Origin of the sequence: Devosia sp. LjRoot3 (assembly GCF_964252865.1) — a bacterium.
GTDB lineage: Bacteria > Pseudomonadota > Alphaproteobacteria > Rhizobiales > Devosiaceae > Devosia.
In genome coordinates, this window is sequence record NZ_CAXUPK020000007.1 from 48179 (window position 1) to 67996 (window position 19818).

Below are 19818 nucleotides of genomic sequence, written 5' to 3' on the forward strand. Positions count from 1 at the left end.
GGGATGGTTACCCCGCACTCAGAGAGGCTGCTGCTGTGTCGTGCAGTGGATGCCGCCACCCCCGGCCGCAATGGCATCGATGTTCAACTGCACGATCTCTCGATCCGGAAACAGCTTTTGCAGCGTGTCGTAGGCATGGCCATCGGCGTCGTCGTCGCCGAACTCGGGGGCGATCGCGGCGCCATTGCAGAGGTAAAAGTTGATATAGCCCGCCGCGAAATCGTCGGTCTCAAGTTCCTCCCGCACGAATGATGGACCGGGCAGCGTGACCACTTCGAGGCTGCGCCCCTGTGCGTCGGTAGAGGCCTGCAAGATTTCCAGATGTCGCTTGGTAACAGGGTGATCAAAGGAAGCCGGGTCGAGATCAAGGCCAGCAACCACAACGCCGGGGCGCGCGAAGCGGGCATAAAAATCGGTGTGGCCATCGGTAATGTCCTTGCCCCTGATCCCAGGCAGCCAGATGATCTTTTCCAGCCCCAGAAGCCGGGACAATTCGGCCTCGCACTGCTCCTTGCTGACGCCCGGATTTCGGTTTGGGTTGAGTACGCAGCTCTCCGTGATGATTGCCGTGCCCTGGCCGTCAACCTCGATGCCCCCGCCTTCGAGCACGAGCCTGGTATTGAGGACAGGCGCCTGCGCTTCCCCGGCAACGAAACTGGCAACCTTGGCGTCGCGCGCATGGGCCTGCTTGTCGCCCCAGCCATTGAAGTTGAAATCGACGCCGCTGATCTTGCCGGTCTGATCCCTCACGAAAACGGGTCCGGTATCGCGCATCCACAGGTCGTCGATCGGCATGACGATCAGGTTCACTGTGGGGCCGCAGAGGTCCGAGGCGAGGTCGAAGTCTTCCTGCCGCACCAGCATGTTGACCGGCTCATAGACGGCGATCGTTCTGGCGATGGTGGCGAGGTTTTCCCGCACGTCCGGCAACAGATCGCGGCCCCAGATTTTTGCACTGGGGCCGAAAGCCATCCAGGTTGCGGCATGCGGATCGCCTTCATCGGGCATACGCCACGAAGCGCCGTTGCTCTGGGCGAAGGTGGGAGGAATGCTCATCAGCGACGCGCCTCCGGCCAGCACTGCGCCGGACAAAGAGAGACTGTCCCTAATAAATGCCCGGCGCGTGTGCATGATGTTCTTCATCGCAGACGAGTAGCAACGGATGGAAGCACGCGCAACAAACGAGCGCCTACTCCCCCTCCAGCGCTCCGATGCGTTCGCTGGCCGTCTCCCAGCCCAGTTCCGTCACCCTTGCAATGATCGCCTCAACCAGCCCGAGCAGCACGGCATTAGCGTCCCAGGTGCGGCCGGTTTCGGTGCGGCAGGGGAGGCAATAGCGGGCGTGGCGGGCGATGGGGCTCAGCCATTCGTCGGTGATAAGGACGATGTGCGCTTTTCGCCGGGAGAGTGTGTGGGCAATGTCGAGCATAGCCGGATCGTAGCGGCGGACGTCGAAGAGGATGGCGAGGTCGCCCGGTTTGACGTCGATAAGCTGGTCGGCCGATGTGGCGGGGCGCCCGTCGAGGCGGCGGGTGCCGGGGCGGATGAGCCGGAGATGGGCTTCCAGATACCCGGCGAGAAAATCGGTAAAGCGGCCGCCGGCGAGGTAGCAGGCGCGCTTGGTTTCAGCCAGGCGCCGGCAGACGGTCTCGAATTCACCGGGCGAGATCAGGGCCGCTGTTTCTTCCATGCGGCGGGCCGATTGGGCGAGGAAGGCCGAGAGATAGGGCGCCTCGCCGGCATGACCCGGGGGTGTCGCGCCGCGCTGCAGCGGCGATTTCGAGCGTTCTTCCAGCTCTTCGCGCAGGGCGCGCTGGAAATCGGGATAGGATTTGAAGCCCAATTGCGCGACGAAACGCACGATGGTGGCGGCGCTGACCCCGGCGCCCGCAGCGAACTCGGCGACCGGCGCGAGGCCGAGCAGCGGATAATTGCCCAAAAGCCCGCGCGCGGCTCTTCGCCCGGCAGCGGTCAGCTGCTCGTCGAGATCGTGAATCCGCGCGGCGACGGTCTTGCCCTCCATTCGGCCCCCTGAATTCTGCGTTTCAATATTGACACAGATTATGGTTGTGGAACTACTGTTACAGAAATTGATCGCTTGCCTATAGAGGGAATATGGACAGCGAGGCGCAGAAATCGGTTCTGGTGACCAATGCGCGGGGGGCTTCGCCCTTCGTCCTGCTGTGCGACCACGCCTCCAACCGTATTCCCGAGCGCTATGGGGATCTCGGCCTGTCGGCTAGCGAAAGGCTGAGCCATATCGCCTGGGATCCGGGCGCGCTGGCGGTGAGCCGGGAACTGTCGGCGCTGCTCGATGCCCCGCTGGTCGAATCCACCGTGTCGCGCCTCATCATCGACTGTAATCGCGCCCTCGATGCGCCGGACCTGATCTGGACGCTCTCCGAGCGCACGCGCATTGCGGCCAATGAAAACATTACGACTGAAGAACGGGACTATCGTATCGCCCAGTATCATCGACCCTTTCACGGCGCCATCGACGTCCTGCTCGAAGCGCGCCGCCATGCGGGCGTGGAGACCATCGTGGTCTGCATGCATTCGTTTACCCCCGTCTTTCTAGGCAAAAAGCGGCCCTGGCCCATCGGCGTCATCCATGGGCGGGACGACCGCTTTACCCGCGCTTTTCGCGATGCCATGGCGGCGGAGCGGCCCGAACTCAATATCGGCTGGAACGAGCCCTATGCCGCGCTCAATGGCGTGACGCTCACGCTCGAAAAGCATGGCGACGGGCGCGGGCTCGAAGCCACCATGATCGAAATCCGTAACGACGAAATTCTCTCGCCAGACGGGGTTGGCCAATGGGCTGGCCTCATCGCGCGGAGCCTGCAGCATGCGCGCGAGGCGCGACAACAGGCCCGGACGCATTAGGCGGGACACACAGGGTTCAGCATAACCAAGGGGACAGGGACCATGGCTGATACCAAGAAGGTGGGAAGTGTCGCTTATGCGACACGAGACAAGTCGTATTTCGAAAAGCGGGGGCTGCAGCGCTATGCTGGCATCTGGTCGCTTTGGGCGCTCGGCGTGGGCGCGGTGATTTCAGGCCATTTTTCCGGCTGGAACTTTGGTTTTGCGACCGGTGGCTGGGGCGGCATGCTGGTGGCCGGCGCCATCATCGCGGTGATGTATCTGGGCCTCGTTTCCTCCATTGCCGAAATGAGCCCGGCCCTGCCGCATACGGGGGCGGCCTATTCCTTCGCGCGTACCTCCATGGGGCCATGGGGTGGCTTCGTCACCGGGCTTTTCGAGAATGTCGAATATGTGCTGACCCCGGCGGTGATCGTCACCTTTATTTCGGGCTATTTTGGTTCGATCACGGGCATGGATACCGCGCTTTATCCGATCCTCTGGATCGTCTTCTTCGCGGTGTTTCTGGCGCTCAACATCTATGGCGTGGCGCTGAGCTACAAGGTGACGCTGGTCGTCACCCTGATCTCGCTGGCCGTGCTGGTGGTGTTCTGGATCTCGGCCATTCCCAATATGGATTTTGGCCGCTGGGCGCTCAATATCGGGGTTGGCGAGGACGGCAAGGCGGTCGAATTGCCCGATGGCAACGGCTCCTGGTTCCCCTTCGGCTGGCAGGGTGTGCTCGCAACGCTCCCCTTCGCGGTCTGGCTGTTCCTTGCCATTGAGCAGGTGCCGCTGGCCGCCGAAGAATCGGTCGATCCCAAGCGCGATCTGCCGCGTGGCATTCTGCTCGGATTTGCGACGCTCCTGCTCTCGGCCTTCATGATCGTGCTGCTCAACCCATCGGTGAACGGCATCGGCAGTTTTGCGCTCGGCTCTTCGCTCGAACCGCTGCTCGACGGCTTCCGGGCCATTTATGGCGATGCGGGTGCGGTGGTGCTGGGGCTGGTGGCGCTGACGGGGCTTATCGCCTCGTTCCACACCATTCTCTATGCGCAGGGGCGGCAGGTCTATTCGCTGAGCCGTGCCGGCTATTTCCCTTCGGGGCTGTCGGTCACGCATGAAAAGTACAAGACCCCGCATGTGGCCATGATTTCGGGCGCGTTGCTCGGCCTCGCCGTCATGCTGGTGATCTGGTTTGCCAATGGCGGCGGCGGCTCGGGGGAAACCCAGCTCGGCGACGATCTCATCGGCACCGTGCTGCTCAATATGGCCGTGTTCGGCGCCATGCTGAGCTACATCATGCAGGGGATCAGTTTCATCCTTCTGCGGCGCAACCAGCCCAATATCGAACGCCCCTTCCGCTCGCCGCTCGGCGTGCCGGGGGCCACCGTGACCATCATCATCGCCACGGTGACACTGTTCTACCAGCTGCAGGACCCGAACTTCTTCAAGGGCGTCATCTGGGTGATCGCCTGGTGTGCGGTGGGCATCATCTATTTCGCCCTGGTGGGGCGCAACAAGCTGATCCTCTCGCCCGAAGAAGAGTTCGCGCTTGAGCATCGCGGCGATGCCGCGGTCGCGGCGGCGGTGGCACCAAAGGCCTGACCAAATTGGGAAGGCGCGGCACCGCTGCGCCTTCCATCCACAACGTCTTCCCGCGAAAGCGGGAAACCCCAGCCGCCGCCAAGGGAGATTCCCGCTTTCGGGGGAATGACGCGGTGCTTGGGGAGGGACAGAAACTGAGGGAATAAAATTGAGCTATTCGCTCGACACTCTTCGCGCAGACGTCGCCGCCGGGCGCATCGACACGGTGCTGGTCGCCTTTCCCGACATGCAGGGACGGCTGATCGGCAAGCGTTTTCAGGCAGAATTCTTTCTCGAGGGCGCCATGGACGAGACCCATGGCTGCAATTACCTGCTGGCCGACGATATCGACATGGAACCGGTGCCCGGCTATGCGGCGGCAAACTGGGGCAAGGGCTACGGCGACTTCGTCATGAAGCCCGACATTTCCACATTGATGAAATGTACATGGCTTGAGGGAACGGCACTGGTGCTGGCCGATCTCGTCGACCACCATCATCACGAACCCATTCCGCATGCGCCGCGCAGCATTTTGAAGAAGCAATTGGCGCGACTGGAAGCGCTGGGGCTTTCGGCCAATTTTGCCAGCGAGCTCGAATTCTATCTCTTCGACGAGACGTTCCGATCGGCCCATGAGAAGGGCTATCAGAACCTGACGGCGGCCGGATATTACATCGAGGATTACCACATCTTCCAGACGACCAAGGAAGAAGGGGTGATGCGGGCGCTGCGCAATCAGCTGCATGCCTCGGGCATTCCGGTCGAAAACTCCAAGGGCGAATGGGGGCCGGGCCAGGAAGAAATCAACGTCCGCTATGCCGAGGCGCTCACCATGGCCGACCGGCATGTGGTCATCAAGAACGCCACCAAGGAAATCGCCTTCGGCCAGGGCAAGGCCGTCACCTTCATGGCCAAGTGGGCTTATGATCTCGCCGGGTCTTCGGCGCATATCCATATGTCATTGGCGAAAGATGGAAAAAACCAGTTCATCGACGAGAGCGACGAACTTGGCATGTCGGGGCTGATGAAGCATTTCATGGCGGGGCTTCTTACCTATGCCGGCGACATCACCTATTTCCTTGCGCCCTATATCAATTCCTACAAGCGCTTCCAGGTCGGCACCTTTGCACCGACCAAGGCGATCTGGAGCAGCGATAACCGCACGGCAGGCTTCCGGCTTTGCGGCGAGAACACCAAGGGCGTGCGCGTCGAGTGCCGCATTGGTGGGGCCGATCTCAATCCATACCTCGCCTTTGCGGCGCTGCTGGCGGCGGGGCTGAAGGGGATCGAGGACAAGCTCACGCTGGAGCCGGCCTTTTCGGGTGATGCCTATTCGGGCGAAAAGCTGCGCGAGGTGCATAAGACGCTTCGCGATGCGGTGGCGGCGCTCAAGGGATCAAAAATGCTCAGCGAGGCTTTCGGGGCCGAGGTGGTGGAACACTATGTGCACACGGGCAATTGGGAGCAGTTCGAATATGATCGCCGCGTGACCGACTGGGAGCGCAAGCGTGGGTTCGAGCGGAGCTGAGGGATGTTCGTCCTCGATGAGGATCATCCCTAGTCGTCATTGCCGGGCTTGTCCCGGCAATCCATCTCGCGGCTGGCATGGACTACCGGGACAAGCCCGGTAGTGACGGAGGAAGGGGGAGTGCCGGTTGGCTCCCCCGAAAATGACATTGAGTTTGAACGGAATAAAAGCATGACCGAGACGGTCCAGATCATTTCTCCCGTGAGCGGAAAAGTCTTTGCCGAGCGGCAGACGCTGGATGGGGCTGCCATCGCTGCGGCCGTAAGCCGGGCCAAGGCGGCGCAGCGGGTCTGGCGTGCGGTGGCGGTGGCCGAGCGCGTTGCGGCGGTGGGGCGCATGGTCGATGCGCTGCTCGCCATGAACGACGAGATCGTGCCTGAACTCGCCTGGCAAATGGGGCGGCCGATCCGCTTTGGCGCGGAAAAGCGCGGGGTCGAGGAACGCAGCCGGCATATGCTTGGCATCGCCGAGACGACGCTGGCGCCCTCCATGCGGCCCGAGAAAGAGGGCTTTGTGCGCTATATCGCGCATGAACCGCTGGGCGTCGTGCTGGTTATCGCGCCCTGGAATTATCCGTTCCTGACGGCGGTTAATTCCATCGTTCCGGCGTTGGTGGCGGGCAATGCGGTGCTCCTAAAACATGCGAGCCAGACGCTGCTGGCCGGCGAGCGCTTTGCGGCGGCGGCGAAGGCCGGCGGACTGCCGGAGGGCATTTTCCAGAACCTGGTGCTTGGCCATGCCGACACGGAAAAACTCGTTGGGTCGGGCGAGATCGACCACATCAATTTCACCGGATCGGTGGAAGGCGGGCGGCGGATCGAGAGGGCGGCGGCCGGGACTTTTGCCACACTGGGCCTTGAGCTTGGTGGCAAGGACCCGGCCTATGTCCGCGCCGATGCCAATCTCGATTTTGCCGCCGAAAACCTCGTCGATGGCAGCTTTTTCAATTCCGGGCAATCGTGCTGCGGCGTCGAGCGCATCTATGTGCATGCCGAGGCTTTTGACGGTTTTGTCGAACGGTTCCTTGAGCAGGCGCGGGGCTGGACTCTGGGCGATCCGCTCGATCCCGACACCATTGTCGGTCCCATGGCGCGCAGCAACTTTGCCGATCATGTGCGTCAGCAGACAGAAGAAGCCGTGCGCGGCGGCGCGAGGAGGCATCTCAACTGGGGTGACACGCGCGATATGGCGGGTTCGCCTTACCTCGCGCCGGAAGTGCTGACGGGGGTCAATCACCAGATGAGCGTCATGCGCGAAGAAAGCTTCGGGCCGGTTGTGGGCATCATGAAGGTGGCTGATGATGCCGAGGCGATTACGCTGATGAATGACAGTCCCTATGGGCTGACGGCGTCGATCTGGACGGCAGATATTGCTGCCGCCGGACGGATCGGCGGCGAGGTGGAGACCGGCACGGTTTTCGCCAATCGCTGCGACTATCTTGACCCCGCGCTCGTTTGGACCGGTGTGAAAGACACCGGCAAGGGCGGGGGCCTGAGCGAGATCGGCTACCACAATTTGACCCAGCCCAAGAGTTTTCATCTCCGGCGGGTTTGAGTGCCATGCCCTCGTGGTTCGAGGCGCCAGGACTTCTCTCCGTTCTATCGTCACCACCGGGCTTGTCCCGGTGGTCCCCAGCGGAGGTGAGATGGATTGCCGGGACAAGCCCGGCAATGACGACGGAGAGTTAGTTAGGGACAAGAGGCTAGCATGACCAAAGCCAACTGGAATTATCCGACCGCCGTCCGCTTCGGGGCGGGGCGTATTGCCGAATTGCCCGATGCGTTGAAGGTGGCGGGAATAAAGAAGCCGCTGCTGGTGACCGATGCGGGGCTGGCGGCATTGCCGGTAACGCAAAAAGTGCTGGCAGATTTGAAGGCTGGGGGCATCGAGGTTGGGCTTTTCTCCGATGTGAAACCCAACCCGATTTCGGCCAATGTCGAGGCCGGCATAAAAGTGCTGCGCGAGGGCGGTTATGACGGGGTCATCGCTTTTGGCGGTGGTTCCGGGCTCGATACGGCCAAGGTGATTGCCTTCATGGCCGGGCAGACGCGGCCCATGTGGGACTTTGAGGATATTGGCGATTGGTGGACGCGGGCCGATCCCAAGGGGATTTTTCCGATCGTCGCCGTGCCGACGACGGCGGGGACGGGTTCGGAAGTGGGGCGCGCCGGCGTCATCACCGACGAGACGACGCATACCAAGAAGGTGATTTTTCATCCGCTGATGATGCCCAAGGTCGTCATCGCCGATCCCGAACTAACGGTGGGCATGCCGAAGTTCATCACCGTGGGTACGGGCATGGATGCGTTGGCGCATTGCCTCGAAGCCTACTGTGCGCCGGGCTACCACCCGCTGGCCGATGGCATTGCGGTCGAGGGTATTCGGCTGGTGTTTGAAAACCTGCCCAAGGTGGCGGCGAACCCGAACGATATCGAGGCGCGCGGCCATATGATGAGCGCGGCGGCCATGGGGGCGACGGCCTTTCAGAAGGGGCTGGGGGCCATTCATGCGCTGAGCCATCCGGTGGGCGCGCTCTATGATACGCATCATGGCATGACCAATGCCGTGTTCATGCCCTATGTGCTGCAGGCGAATAAATCGGCCATCGAGGGAAAAATCGCGCGGCTGGCGGCCTATATCGGGCTGGCGCCGAGTTTTGACGCGTTCCTGCATGCAGTGATCGGGCTGCGGCTGCGATTGGAAGTGCCCCATACGCTGAGGGATTTTGGCGTGGATGGTGCGCAGCGGGACAAGATTGGCGATATGGCCATTGTCGACCCGACGGCTGGCGGCAATCCCGTTGAGCTGACCAAGGAACGCGCGTTGGCGATTTTCGATCGGGCGCTGGAGGGGAAGGTTTAGGCACCTTCCGGCCCGCCAACTTTCTCTCGGTGTCATTCCCGCGAAAGCGGGAATCTCACTTTTTGGAAACAGAGATTCCCGCTTTCGCGGGAATGACGCTGTGGGAAAAGCGAGTGCGCCGGCTCCCGATCAGCCAGCGACCTTGGCCACAGTCGCCTTGGCGCCTTCATCGAAGAGGCTTTCAAGGTGGCGCACGACCGTGTCGCGGAACACGGCGTTTCCGGCCAGGTCCGTACCAAAAACCTCCGTCAGGCTCGACAGGCCCTCATAGAGCGCCACCGGATCGTCCCCGGCATCAGCCGAAATCGCCATCATTTTCAGTGCATGCGGATCCCTGACGTCGATCTCGTTGCCTTCCTCGTCAATGCCGGTGACGTACCGCATCCAGGCGGCAACGCCGAGGGCGAGGCGGGTGATCGGCTGGCCGGCCTTGAGGCGATCGCGGATGGTGCCGAGGAGGCGCTGCGGCAGTTTTTGGCTACCGTCCATGGCGATCTGCCAGGTGCGGTGTTTTAGGGCCGGGTTACGAAAACGTTCGAGGAGCTGATCGCGATACAAGCCGAGGTCGGTGCCGGGCATGTTGAGGGTTGGCATGGCTTCTTCGGTCATCAGGCCGTGGATGAGCTTTACATAGGCCGCGTCGCCCATGACCTCGGCGATATATTGGTAGCCGCCGAGATAGCCCAGATACGCCATGGTCGAGTGCGAGCCATTGAGCATGCGCAGCTTCATCAGCTCGAAGGGTTCGACGTTTTGCACCAGCTGCGCGCCGACCTTTTCGAAGGAGGGGCGGCCGGACGGGAAATGGTCTTCGATCACCCACTGGGTAAAGGGTTCGGTCATGATCGGCCAGGCGTCTTCGGCGCCGATCAGGTCGGTCACCTCAGTTCGGTCGGCATCGGTGGTGGAGGGCACGATGCGGTCGACCATGGTCGAGGGGAAGGCGACCGATTTGACCCATTCGCCGAGATCGGCGTCACGCAGCGCTGCGAAGCGGGTGACGATGCGCTTGGCGGTCTCGCCATTGGAGGGGAGGTTGTCGCAGCTCATTACCGTGAAGGGCGCGATGCCGGCGGCCTTGCGGCGGGCAAGGGCTTCAACCAGCATGCCGGGGGCGGATTTTGGCGTGGCGGGATTGGCGAGGTCGTGGACAATATCGGGATGCCGCTGGTCGAGCTCGCCAGTTGCCGGGTCGTGGCAATAGCCTTTTTCGGTGACGGTCAGCGAGACGATGCGGATGTTCTCGCTCGCCATCAGGTCGAGGAGGGCGTCGCGCTCGGTGTTGGCGTCCATCACCGAGAGGATGGAGCCGATGACGCGCGGATGCGTGCCCGCGGCATCGCGCACGGCGATGGTGTAGAGCCCGCCTTGGGGTTCGAGGGCTTCCTTGGTGTCCGGGCGGCGGAGGCTGGCGCCGACAATGCCCCAGCTCGGGTCCTGGGCGAGGAGATCGTCGACATAGACGGCCATATGCGCACGGTGAAAGGCGCCGATGCCCAGATGCACGATGCCGGGGGTCACCTTGGCCCGATCATAGTTCGGCACGCCAATGCCCGGCTTGAGGGAGCCAAGGGTGGCGGGGCTGAGGCGCGGGCTGGTCATGACGGCTCCGTGGACAAACAAATCGGGCGCAGCATAGTGGCTTCCAATCTTGTATGGAAGACTAGTTGCGGCTAGGTACGCTTGTTTATGGGTTGCAGGCTTGTCCGCGCAAGCGGCGCCCGGCATAAGCCTTTGGAGGAATTGGGAGGATGGCCATGGCCGGCAAGCGGATCGTCAGCATTGGCGAATGCATGATCGAAATGAGCGGCGGCGAAGATCGCACCTATCGCCTCGGCTATGCCGGCGACACGCTCAACACGGCCTGGTATCTCCGCGCGCTCTTGGGGAAGGGCTGGGACGTCGACTATGTGACGGCGTTGGGCAAGGACCGCTATTCCGACGATATCCGCGCCTTCCTCAAGACCAATGACATCGGCACCGATCATATCGGTACCATTCCCGAGCGGCGGCCGGGGCTCTATATGATCCATCAGGACAAGGGCGACCGGCATTTTACCTACTGGCGCGACCAGTCGGCGGCAAAGCTGCTGGCCGACGACAAATCGGCGCTGCAAAAGGCGGTCGAGGGCGCGAGCCTTGTTTATTTCTCCGGCATTACCCTTGCTATTCTCGCGCCCAAGGCGCGGGGGCGTTTGCTGGGGGCTATCGTCAAGGCGCGGGACAATGGCGCCAGGATTGCTTTCGATACCAATCTGCGGCCGGCCTTGTGGTCGAGCCCGCGAGTGATGGCCTCGGTACTGACGGCGGCGGCGAGCCTTTGCGATATCGTGTTGCCGACGCACACGGACGAGGCGCCGCTTTTTGGTGACAAGAATGTGGATGAGACGGCTGAGCGCTATCTCGAACTTGGGGTCGAGGAAGTGGTGGTCAAGGACGGGGCCAAGGAGGCACTGATCGCAACGGCCTCCGAGCGGGTGCGAATTTCGCCGAAACCGGCCGAGAAGGTGGTGGATGCCACTGGAGCCGGGGATAGTTTTAATGGCGGCTATCTGTCGGCGCGGTTGAACGGAAAGTCGATCCGCGAGGCGGCGGAAGAGGCGCATCGCGTTGCCGGTGTGGTTATCGGCCACAAGGGTGCGCTGGTGGAGCCGAAGTTTTTGAAGTAGGGCGCTCCGTCACTGCCACGGTGTCATCCCCGCGTAAGCGGGGCTCTCTGTTTGAGGTGCCGAAGGAGGGATTCCCGCTTTCGCGGGAATGACGCAGCGGGTTGAGGCGTAGGGGAGAGCAGAAATGCCCTCACTCCCCATCCATCTTCAGGAACTCTTCCGCACTCAGCACGATCTGGTCATCGATCTTGCCGATGGCCTTCCTGTCCTTGCCCTCGTACTCGAACCCATTGAGCACGGTCCGGATAACATTGAGCCGCAGCCGGCGCTTGTCATTGGCGCGGATGACGGTCCAGGGAGCGTGGGCGCAGTCGGTGCGCTCCAGCATGCGGTCCCTGGCCTTGGAATAGTCGTCCCACTTGTTCAGCGCTTCGAGATCGATCGGCGACAGCTTCCACGTCTTGAGTGGATCGTGACGGCGATCGTGGAAGCGTTTCAGCTGCATTTCGCGGCCGATCGAGAGCCAGAACTTGAAGAGGCGGATGCCGTCCTTTGTCAGGCGCTTTTCAAATTCCGGGGCTTCATCGAGGAACAGTTCGGTTTCTTCGGGCGTGCAAAACCCCATGACCGGCTCGACGCCGGCGCGGTTGTACCAGGAGCGGTCGAACAGCACCATTTCGCCCGATGCCGGCAGCCAGTCGATATAGCGCTGAAAATACCATTGCGTGCGCTCGCGGTCGTTGGGCTTGGGCAGCGCCGCGATCAGATTGAAGCGCGGGTTGAGGTTTTCGAGGATCGTCTTGATGGTGCCGCCCTTGCCGGCAGCATCGCGCCCTTCGAAGACGAGGACGATGCGCTCGCCTGCCTTGGCCGTATGCGCCTGCAGCAGCACGAGTTGCTTTTGCAGCGCATAAAGCTGCGTGTCATATTCATCCCCGTCGAGCTTGTCGTCATAGGGAAAGCCGCCCGATTTCAGGGCCGCCTTCTTGATGGCGGAAGGTAGCTCGGGATTGTTGATGTCAAAGCCAGTTAGGGGATCGCTCACGCTGTCGCTCCATTGTCACAGGTACCGTGCTAGAAGTTTCGATCCCGCGCAAGTGGCGGGAGTAAGCGCTTGATTCGGCAGTCAAAAATGGACGATTCCCAGTCGCCCCAGACATTGCTGCGTGGCCAGGCTATTTTGGCGCGCATCCTCAACTATGCCGGGCTCCTTCTGGGGCTCGCCGGCCTTTTTGTCGCGCTGGTACTTTTTGGCAATCTGCGGCCCGATTTTGCAGCGCTCGGCTATCTTGTGGCGCTGGCTTTCGTCGCTTTCCTGCCCATGCCCGTCCGCACAGTCACGCGGATTGTAGAGACACCGGCCGCCCCCGTGCTGCCCGAAGGGCCGGGCGAAGATGTCATGGCCGCCTTTGCCGAGGCGCTGGGCGAAGCCTGTCTCGTGCTCGATCGGCGCGGCGCAGTTGCCTATCGCAATCAGGCGGCGGCGAGTCAGTATCCCAATGTACAGAGGGGCAAGGTTCTCACCCTCGTCATGCGCAATCCCGAACTGGTGGCGGCCGTGGATGCGGCCCTGCGCACCGGCACGCCGCATAGTTTTGAGCTGCACGAGACGCTGCCCAGCGAAACCTGGGACCGCGTCACGGTGGCGCCTATTCGCAGCCCCGGCAGCGATTGGCTGGAGGAAGACGACCGGCACCTGCTGGTGACCTTCCAGAGCCTGACGGAACTCAAGCGCGTCGATGCCATGCGCACCGATTTCATCGCCAATGCCAGCCATGAGCTGCGCACGCCGCTGGCTTCCTTGCTGGGCTTTATCGATACCCTGCTCGGCCCGGCAGCGCGGGACGCGGTAGCGCGCGAAAAATTCCTCGGCATCATGCGCGGCCAGGCCGACCGGATGAGCCGGCTGATCGATGATCTGCTGAGCCTGTCGCGCATCGAAATGTATCAGCACGTGCGCCCAACCGGTTCGGTGGATCTGGCGGGGCTCTTGCGCGAAGTGCGCGAGGGGCTGCAGACCCAGGCCAAGGCGGCAGAGCTCGACGTGGTGCTGGACCTGCCCGAGGGGCCGGTAACGGTGATCGGTGACCGCAACCAGCTCTATGAGGTGTTCGAAAACCTTGTCGACAACGCCATCAAATATGGCGCCGATGGCAGGACGGTGGATGTGTCGCTGACCTCGATTGATCGCGGTGGCTTCAAGCACCTCGTCAGCGTCGTCGACCATGGGCCCGGCGTCGAGCCCGAACATGTGCCGCGCATGACGGAACGGTTCTATCGCATCGAGGTGGAAACGAGCCGCAAGAAGAAGGGCACGGGCCTGGGCCTTGCCATCGTCAAGCACATCGTGCAGCGCCATCGCGGGCAGATTTCCATCAAGAGCCGGCCCGGCGAAGGGCTGCGCGTGGATGTTATGCTGCCATAGGGCCGTTTAGGCCGGGTCGAAATCACCCGGAGGGTGTACTTCCACAAGGCCCGCAGCAAAGCGCCTGGCGTTTTTCACATAGCGATCGGCAGATGCCGTGAGGCCGGCAATGGCTTCGTCGTCGAGCGTGCGGATCACCTTGCCGGGCGCGCCGACGACGAGGGAATTGTCGGGGATTTCCTTGCCTTCGGTGATGAGCGCATTGGCGCCGATCAGGCAGTTTTTTCCGATCTTTGCGCCGTTGAGCACGGTGGCGCCCATGCCGATCAGCGTGTTGTCGCCAATGGTGCAGCCATGGATGATGGCGCTGTGGCCGATGGTGCAGTTTTCTCCGATCGAGAGGGGAAAACCCTTGTCGGTATGGAGGACGCAGTTTTCCTGCACGTTGGAGCGCGCGCCGATGGTTATGGGTTCGATGTCACCCCGCGCGACGACGCCGAACCAGAGGCCGACTTCGGGGCCGATATGGCAGGCGCCGATGAGCACGGCGGTCGGAGCGATCCAGCCGACCTCGGGGGAGATTTCCGGCGTGATCCCGTCGAGGGCGTAGATGGGCATGGGGTCCTCCGGTTTAGTTTGGCGCCATAGTAGCTATCCCAACACGCGACGTCATTCCCGCGAAAGCGGGAATCCTCCTTTCCGAAACAGAGATTCCCGCTTTCGCGGGAATGACGCCGTGGAAGGGGTGACTAGATCGAGATGCCGTAAGCTGCGCGCATCTCGGCAATCTCTCCCAGCGTCTGGTGAAAAAGCGCCCAGTCATCGCGCTCGGCGATTGGCGCCCAGATCGCCTCCATTTCATCGATCAGCATCGTCCGCGGTTTTTCGCGGGCGAAATAGGGATGATCGAGATTGACGTCGTCCGACGGCCCGAATGTTTCCAACAGGTCCGCGAGCGGCCGGAAGGTGTCGGTAGCATAGAACTCCGCCGAGGGACTGCGTGCGGCCCGTTCGGCGCTGAGGCTGCCGCCGCGCCAGTCGAAGAAGAACTGCTCATATGGCGCCTTGCTGGCCGAGAGGAAGCCGAAGAGCGCGGTGACGAAGGCGTTGTTGCTGTCTTCGTCGCGTGGCGAAAGGCCGAGGCGGCGGAGCATGGCGAGGGGAAGCTGGGTGCGGAAGATGGGCCAGACCGTGTTCAGCGCCGGCTCCAGCGCCTCGATATTGGAGAGCGGCAGCAGGCATTCAGCAAGGCGCGTGAGGTTCCAGGCCAATGTGTCGGGCTGGCGGCCAAAACTGTAAAGGCCGGTCTGGTCGAAATAGGCGGCGGTGAAGTCGGGATCGTAGACCGGCAGAAAGCGCCAGGGGCCGTAGTCAAAACTTTCGCCCGTGATGTTGATATTGTCGGTGTTGAGCACACCATGGACGAAACCGGCGGCGATCCATTGCGCGCCGAGCAGGGCGACTTTTTCGACTACGACTTCGAGGAGGGCCGAAGCCGGGTCGGCGGCGGCGGCAAGGTGCGGGTAGTAATTGGCGATGGAATAATCGACGAGGCGGCGGAGATTGTCCGTGTCTTCGAGATAAGCCAGCCGCTGGAACGTGCCGATGCGGATATGGCTGTGGCTAAGCCGGGTCAGCACCGAGGAGCGGGTCGGCGAGGGTTCGTCGCCGCGATAAAGCTCTTCGCCGGTTTCGACCAATGAAAAACTCTTGGACGTGTAGACCCCGAGCGCTTCGAGCATTTCGGTCGCCAGCACTTCGCGGACGCCACCCTTGAGCGTCAGGCGGCCATCGCCGCCGCGCGACCAGGGCGTCTTGCCAGAACCTTTGGTGGCGAGATCGAGCAGGCGCCCATCCACCGGGTCGACGCACTGCGCAAACAAAAAACCGCGGCCGTCGCCGAGGTCGGGATTGTAGGTGCGGAACTGGTGGCCGTGATAGCGCAACGCGAGGGGCTGGGGCAGCGAACCGGGCAGGGGTTCGAAGCGGCCAAAGTGTTTTAGCCATTCGTCCTCCGTCAGGTCGCCGAGGCCGATGCGTTCGGCCCAGCGCTGGTCGCGATGGCGCAGAATCGCCTTGGGAAAATCGGCTGCTGCTACCGGGTCGAAGAAGTCGCGGCCAAGGTCGGCATGGCTTTGGGCGGGGATAAACTGGGTCATGTCGGCTCTATGTTTCGGCCCGTGCTGCAAGGCTCGCTTGCGCCCTCGTGTCTGGCGTGCCGGGTCAAATCGGCCTATATCATTCGAGATGATACAGCTTGCACCATTTCAGGCCGCCATCTTCGATATGGACGGCACTTTGCTCGACACCGAAGCGGTCTTCAAGACCATCGTCTTCGAGGTCTGTACCGACCTTGGCTTCGAAATGACCGACGACGTCCATCGTTCCATGGTCGGCGGCAGCCATGAGCGCACCAACCAGCTTCTGCTCGAAGCCTATGGCGTCAGTTTTCCTTATGCCCTGTTCGACGAAAAGTGCCGCGTCAGCATGCGCGAGCGCTCGCATGGCGGCGTGCCGGTAAAGCCCGGCGTGCACGATTTTATCGCGGCGCTCCACGCCAATAATATTCCTACGGCGGTCGCGACCTCGTCGCGAAACCCGCATGCGCAGCACCATCTGAGTGCGGCGGGTCTGCTCGACCTGTTCGAGACCATTGTTACGCGCGATGACGTGACCCATCCCAAGCCGCACCCCGAGCCCTATCTGACCGCGGCGAGCCGGCTGAAAATCAATCCGGCCAATTGCCTCGCGCTCGAGGACAGCCTTGCCGGCGTCCACGCTGCGCATGCGGCCGGCATGCAGACCGTGATGGTACCCGATCTCGTTCATCCCAATGACGAGGTGCTGGCGCTCGGGATTTCGGTGATGGAAAGCCTCGTGCACGTCCACAAGGCGGCCTTCCCGCACTGACGGAAAAGTCTTGGACGGGCGTATTTTGCGCCCGTCTTGACGTTAACGGCAGGAGCCAGACCTGTGTTCCCGCCGCATCGTTCTGTTAAGAATCAGACGCGCTAAAAAGCGCATAAAATTCTAATTTCTTCCGAAAACCTTTGGTCAGTACGTTGCAAGCCCATGGATTTCATGGGTTTTCAAGATCGGCTTTGCGCATTAACCGTGTTTTAAGAAGCTAAGGCGCATGGTTAACCAGCTGTAAATTTTGGCTTCCATCTCTCTGCGGGCTTGGCTAGGGTGCCCCCGCAAAGACGGATTGCGAATGCGATCCAACCAGAAGGCCCGCCGGAGGTAACGGTAGGGCTCAGGGGCAAGGACGGGGCATTGACTTCACGCTGGGGGCACAAGTTCTCGCGCGCCGCTTTCAAAGTGGCTGCACTCGCCGCGACGGCACTCGTCGTTGGCGTGATCGCCTCGCCCCTCATGGTCCATGCCAACGAAACCGACCTCGTCCTGCCACTCGATATTCCGGCCCCCATCGCTCAGGTCCGCACGCAGCCCGCTCTTGGCGCCACCATGGTGCCGCTCGCGCCGGGCCAGCAGAAGCTGACCGATGCTCTGCTTTCCAACTATGTCGCGCGCCAGCAGCAGCTTCGCTCGGTCGATGTGACCGAGGGTGGCGTGCAACCCGCGCTCTCGACCGAAATGCTGATGGGCTATATCGCCCGTGGCTCGCTCGATGGCGGCAATACCGCGCTTTCGGCTATCGACAGTTTCATGAAGCCCGCCGCGCCGGCGCATCAGCCAACGGTCACGCCGGACCTGCTTGCTGCCTATGTGGCCAGCGGCTATCAGCCGACCGCCAAGCGCGCAGAAGTTGCCAATGCAGAGCGCGATTGCCTTGCCCAGGCGATCTATCACGAAGCGCGCGGCGAAAGCGCTGCCGGCCAGCTCGCAGTGGCCAATGTCATCGTTAACCGCGCCCGTTCGGACAAGTACCCGTCCTCGCTTTGCGGCGTGATCTACCAGGGTGCCAATCAGGGCCGTTACCGCTGCCAGTTCACCTTTGCCTGCGATGGTCGCGGCGATGCGCCGGGCGAACGCCAGGCCTGGGCCCGCTCCATGGCGCTCGCCAAGGACGTCTATGCCGAATATGCAACCGGCGCAGAAATTGGTGCGGTTCCGGACTCGGTGCTGTTCTACCACACCACCAATGTGCGCCCGTCCTGGTCTTATACCTTTAGCCGCGTGGCCGAAGTCGGATCGCACATCTTCTATTCGCCGAACTGAGTTTTTCCCGACCGGGAAACGAAAAGGGCGCCAGCGGCGCCCTTTGTTTTATTCGGCTGCCTGCAGCAATTGCGGGCCGGCATCCGCGTCGGCCTCGGGGCCGAACTTCTTGAAATTGTTGCGGAATAGATCGACGAGCTTGGTCGCCTGGATATCGTAGGCATCGGTATCGGCCCAGCACTGGCGCGGGTCGAGGAGGCGTGGGTCGACGCCGGTGACCGTGACAGGGACAGCGAAGCCGAAGAGCGGGTCGAGGCGGGTTGGGGCGCTGTCGAGCGAGCCGTCGAGTGCAGCGGTGAGGAGGCGGCGGGTGGAGGCGATGTCGATGCGCTTGCCCTGGCCATAGGCGCCGCCGATCCAGCCGGTGTTGAGGAGCCAGGCTTGGGCGCCGCTGGTGCGCAGGCGCTCGGCCAGCATGTCGCCGTAAACCGTTGGATGCAAAGGCATAAAGGGTGCACCAAAGCAGGCCGAGAACGTTGCCTGCGGCTCGGTGACGCCGCGTTCAGTGCCGGCGACCTTGGCTGTGTAGCCCGAGAGGAAATGGTAGACGGCCTGTTCGGGCGTCAGTTTTGCCAAAGGCGGGAGGACACCAAAAGCGTCGGCCGTGAGGAAGACCACGGTCTTTGGCGTGCCGCCGACGCTGCCCGGAGCGAGCGAGGGCAGGACGTCGAGCGGGTAGGCCGCGCGCGTGTTTTCGGTGAGCGATACGTCGTCAAATGCTGGCACATTGTTAGCATCGAGCACGACATTTTCGAGGACCGTGCCAAAGGTGCGGGTGGCCGCGAAGATTTCCGGCTCGGCCGAGGCACTCAGCTTGACCGTCTTGGCATAGCAACCGCCTTCGAGGTTGAAGACGCCATCCTCGCTCCAGCCATGTTCGTCGTCGCCGATCAGCGGCCGAGCGGGGTCGTTGGAAAGTGTCGTCTTGCCCGTACCCGAAAGACCGAAGAACAGCGCCGCTTCCCCATCGGGGCCAAGATTGGCCGAGCAGTGCATGGGGAGGACGTTGTCGGTCGGGGCGTGGAAGTTGAAGAGCGAGAAGACGCTCTTTTTGATTTCGCCGGCATAGCGCGTGCCGCCGATGAGGACCACGTTGCGGCTCATGTCGAGGGCAATGACGGTTTCGGTGCGCGTGCCATGGCGGGCCGGGTCGGCGGTGAAGAGGGGCGCGTGGATGATGGTGACCGGGGTGGCCGTGTCCGACGTTTCAATGCCTTCGCCCGGGCGGATGAGCAGATTGCGGATGAAGAGGGCGTGCCAGGCGCTCGGGGTGAGTACGCTAACGCCATATTGGTGGCGCGGATCGGCCCCGGCGAGGAGGTCCTGGCGGTAAAGGTTCTGGCCAGCAAGGTGCGCCTTGATGTCGCTGAGGAGGAGATCGAACTGGGCCGGGGTGAGCGCCCCCGAATTGTCCCACCAGACCTTTTCCTCGGTCAGGGCATCGCGGACGATGAACTTGTCCTTGGGCGAGCGGCCGGTAAAGGCGCCGGTTTCGACCGAGAGCGCGCCATGCGCGGTCAGTTTGGCGCCACCGTGGACGAGCGCATCGGCAACCAGTTGGGGGGCAATGGCGTTTGCACTGAGTGATAGTGCGGCTTCGACGATGGCCCGGCGCAGGGTGTTGTGGTCAAAATCACTCATTTTTCGTCTCCATCGGGCGCCGCGCGGGGCAGCAGGTGGAGAGAAAAATAGGCGGGCCAATCCCCCGCCAGCCATCCCGAAATCGGTCGTAAGACGGAAGTCGCAGCCATTTCGTAGGGGGGCGGGCACTGGCTAGAGGCTTGGCCCCGCCTTATTTAACGCGTAATTGTCGCCTGCAA

General features: G+C 62.2%; 16 protein-coding genes. 9 read left to right on the top strand and 7 right to left on the bottom strand.

All coding sequences use genetic code 11. From position 1 onward, the window contains the following. Positions 1 to 18: 18 nt before the first annotated feature. Entirely contained in the window at positions 19 to 1056 is a 1038-nt protein-coding gene (locus ACSQ2A_RS21030) for an agmatine deiminase family protein (protein WP_436073812.1), read from the bottom strand. A 133-nt stretch (positions 1057 to 1189) separates the two neighbouring features. Beyond that, positions 1190 to 2023, bottom strand: coding sequence for a MurR/RpiR family transcriptional regulator (locus ACSQ2A_RS21035; RefSeq protein ID WP_436073813.1), 834 nt, complete (start codon positions 2021 to 2023; stop codon positions 1190 to 1192). Positions 2024 to 2115: 92 nt separating this feature from the next. Here ACSQ2A_RS21035 and ACSQ2A_RS21040 point away from each other — a divergent pair, with 92 nt between their 5' ends. The 5 genes from ACSQ2A_RS21040 (at position 2116) to ACSQ2A_RS21060 (ending at position 8842) form a co-directional block, all read left to right on the top strand. Next, on the top strand, positions 2116 to 2886 hold the full coding sequence (locus ACSQ2A_RS21040) for an N-formylglutamate amidohydrolase (RefSeq protein ID WP_436073814.1): 771 nt from the start codon (positions 2116 to 2118) through the stop codon (positions 2884 to 2886). Positions 2887 to 2928: 42 nt separating this feature from the next. Next, positions 2929 to 4473 carry an amino acid permease gene (locus ACSQ2A_RS21045; RefSeq protein WP_295414256.1) on the top strand — a complete coding sequence of 515 codons (1545 nt, stop codon included), beginning with the start codon at positions 2929 to 2931 and terminating at the stop codon, positions 4471 to 4473. 148 nt (positions 4474 to 4621) lie between these two features. Further along, positions 4622 to 5980 (top strand): glutamine synthetase family protein, encoded by a 1359-nt coding sequence (locus ACSQ2A_RS21050; RefSeq protein WP_436073815.1) that lies wholly within the window; start codon positions 4622 to 4624, stop codon positions 5978 to 5980. Between the two features lie 171 nt (positions 5981 to 6151). After that, positions 6152 to 7534 carry an aldehyde dehydrogenase family protein gene (locus ACSQ2A_RS21055; RefSeq protein ID WP_436073816.1) on the top strand — a complete coding sequence of 461 codons (1383 nt, stop codon included), beginning with the start codon at positions 6152 to 6154 and terminating at the stop codon, positions 7532 to 7534. A gap of 153 nt (positions 7535 to 7687) precedes the next feature. Then, a complete protein-coding gene (locus ACSQ2A_RS21060) occupies positions 7688 to 8842 on the top strand; it encodes an iron-containing alcohol dehydrogenase (protein ID WP_436073817.1) in 1155 nt (384 codons plus the stop codon). 129 nt (positions 8843 to 8971) lie between these two features. On the opposite strand, the gene ACSQ2A_RS21065 is transcribed toward ACSQ2A_RS21060, so the two are convergent. Further along, positions 8972 to 10444: a mannitol dehydrogenase family protein gene (locus ACSQ2A_RS21065; RefSeq protein WP_436073818.1), complete on the bottom strand. Its 1473-nt coding sequence runs from the start codon at positions 10442 to 10444 to the stop codon at positions 8972 to 8974. 155 nt (positions 10445 to 10599) lie between these two features. On the opposite strand from ACSQ2A_RS21065, the gene ACSQ2A_RS21070 reads away from it, so the two are divergent. Further along, a complete protein-coding gene (locus ACSQ2A_RS21070) occupies positions 10600 to 11511 on the top strand; it encodes a sugar kinase (RefSeq protein WP_295414264.1) in 912 nt (303 codons plus the stop codon). A 130-nt stretch (positions 11512 to 11641) separates the two neighbouring features. Here the strand turns inward: ACSQ2A_RS21070 and ppk2 are convergent, their stop codons facing one another. Next, positions 11642 to 12496, bottom strand: coding sequence for a polyphosphate kinase 2 (ppk2, locus tag ACSQ2A_RS21075; RefSeq protein WP_436073819.1), 855 nt, complete (start codon positions 12494 to 12496; stop codon positions 11642 to 11644). An 87-nt stretch (positions 12497 to 12583) separates the two neighbouring features. Here ppk2 and ACSQ2A_RS21080 point away from each other — a divergent pair, with 87 nt between their 5' ends. Continuing rightward, positions 12584 to 13876: a sensor histidine kinase gene (locus ACSQ2A_RS21080; RefSeq protein WP_436073820.1), complete on the top strand. Its 1293-nt coding sequence runs from the start codon at positions 12584 to 12586 to the stop codon at positions 13874 to 13876. Positions 13877 to 13882: 6 nt separating this feature from the next. On the opposite strand, the gene ACSQ2A_RS21085 is transcribed toward ACSQ2A_RS21080, so the two are convergent. Continuing rightward, positions 13883 to 14434, bottom strand: a complete 552-nt coding sequence (locus ACSQ2A_RS21085; protein WP_436073821.1) for a gamma carbonic anhydrase family protein — start codon at positions 14432 to 14434, stop codon at positions 13883 to 13885. Between the two features lie 131 nt (positions 14435 to 14565). Continuing rightward, positions 14566 to 15975, bottom strand: a complete 1410-nt coding sequence (locus ACSQ2A_RS21090; protein ID WP_436073822.1) for a protein adenylyltransferase SelO — start codon at positions 15973 to 15975, stop codon at positions 14566 to 14568. Between the two features lie 88 nt (positions 15976 to 16063). On the opposite strand from ACSQ2A_RS21090, the gene ACSQ2A_RS21095 reads away from it, so the two are divergent. Together ACSQ2A_RS21095 and ACSQ2A_RS21100 are read left to right on the top strand one after the other, a co-directional pair. Next, a complete protein-coding gene (locus ACSQ2A_RS21095) occupies positions 16064 to 16726 on the top strand; it encodes an HAD family hydrolase (RefSeq protein WP_436073823.1) in 663 nt (220 codons plus the stop codon). A 366-nt stretch (positions 16727 to 17092) separates the two neighbouring features. Then, entirely contained in the window at positions 17093 to 17998 is a 906-nt protein-coding gene (locus ACSQ2A_RS21100; RefSeq protein WP_436073824.1) for a cell wall hydrolase, read from the top strand. Positions 17999 to 18046: 48 nt separating this feature from the next. Here ACSQ2A_RS21100 and pckA read toward each other — a convergent pair whose 3' ends face one another. Beyond that, the gene (gene pckA / locus ACSQ2A_RS21105; protein ID WP_436073825.1) at positions 18047 to 19639 is read right to left on the bottom strand and encodes a phosphoenolpyruvate carboxykinase (ATP); all 1593 of its coding nucleotides are present in this window, start codon (positions 19637 to 19639) and stop codon (positions 18047 to 18049) included. Positions 19640 to 19818: the final 179 nt, after the last annotated feature.

Bases quoted from the DNA above. Each gene is read 5' to 3' on its own strand.
- ACSQ2A_RS21030 (WP_436073812.1), bottom strand. From the start codon at position 1,056: ATGAGCATTCCTCCCACCTTCGCCCAGAGCAACGGCGCTTCGTGGCGT.
- ACSQ2A_RS21035 (WP_436073813.1), bottom strand. From the start codon at position 2,023: ATGGAGGGCAAGACCGTCGCCGCGCGGATTCACGATCTCGACGAGCAG.
- ACSQ2A_RS21040 (WP_436073814.1), top strand. From the start codon at position 2,116: ATGGACAGCGAGGCGCAGAAATCGGTTCTGGTGACCAATGCGCGGGGG.
- ACSQ2A_RS21045 (WP_295414256.1), top strand. From the start codon at position 2,929: ATGGCTGATACCAAGAAGGTGGGAAGTGTCGCTTATGCGACACGAGAC.
- ACSQ2A_RS21055 (WP_436073816.1), top strand. From the start codon at position 6,152: ATGACCGAGACGGTCCAGATCATTTCTCCCGTGAGCGGAAAAGTCTTT.
- ACSQ2A_RS21060 (WP_436073817.1), top strand. From the start codon at position 7,688: ATGACCAAAGCCAACTGGAATTATCCGACCGCCGTCCGCTTCGGGGCG.
- ACSQ2A_RS21065 (WP_436073818.1), bottom strand. From the start codon at position 10,444: ATGACCAGCCCGCGCCTCAGCCCCGCCACCCTTGGCTCCCTCAAGCCG.
- ACSQ2A_RS21070 (WP_295414264.1), top strand. From the start codon at position 10,600: ATGGCCGGCAAGCGGATCGTCAGCATTGGCGAATGCATGATCGAAATG.
- ACSQ2A_RS21080 (WP_436073820.1), top strand. From the start codon at position 12,584: ATGGACGATTCCCAGTCGCCCCAGACATTGCTGCGTGGCCAGGCTATT.
- ACSQ2A_RS21085 (WP_436073821.1), bottom strand. From the start codon at position 14,434: ATGCCCATCTACGCCCTCGACGGGATCACGCCGGAAATCTCCCCCGAG.
- ACSQ2A_RS21090 (WP_436073822.1), bottom strand. From the start codon at position 15,975: ATGACCCAGTTTATCCCCGCCCAAAGCCATGCCGACCTTGGCCGCGAC.
- ACSQ2A_RS21095 (WP_436073823.1), top strand. From the start codon at position 16,064: ATGATACAGCTTGCACCATTTCAGGCCGCCATCTTCGATATGGACGGC.
- pckA (WP_436073825.1), bottom strand. From the start codon at position 19,639: ATGAGTGATTTTGACCACAACACCCTGCGCCGGGCCATCGTCGAAGCC.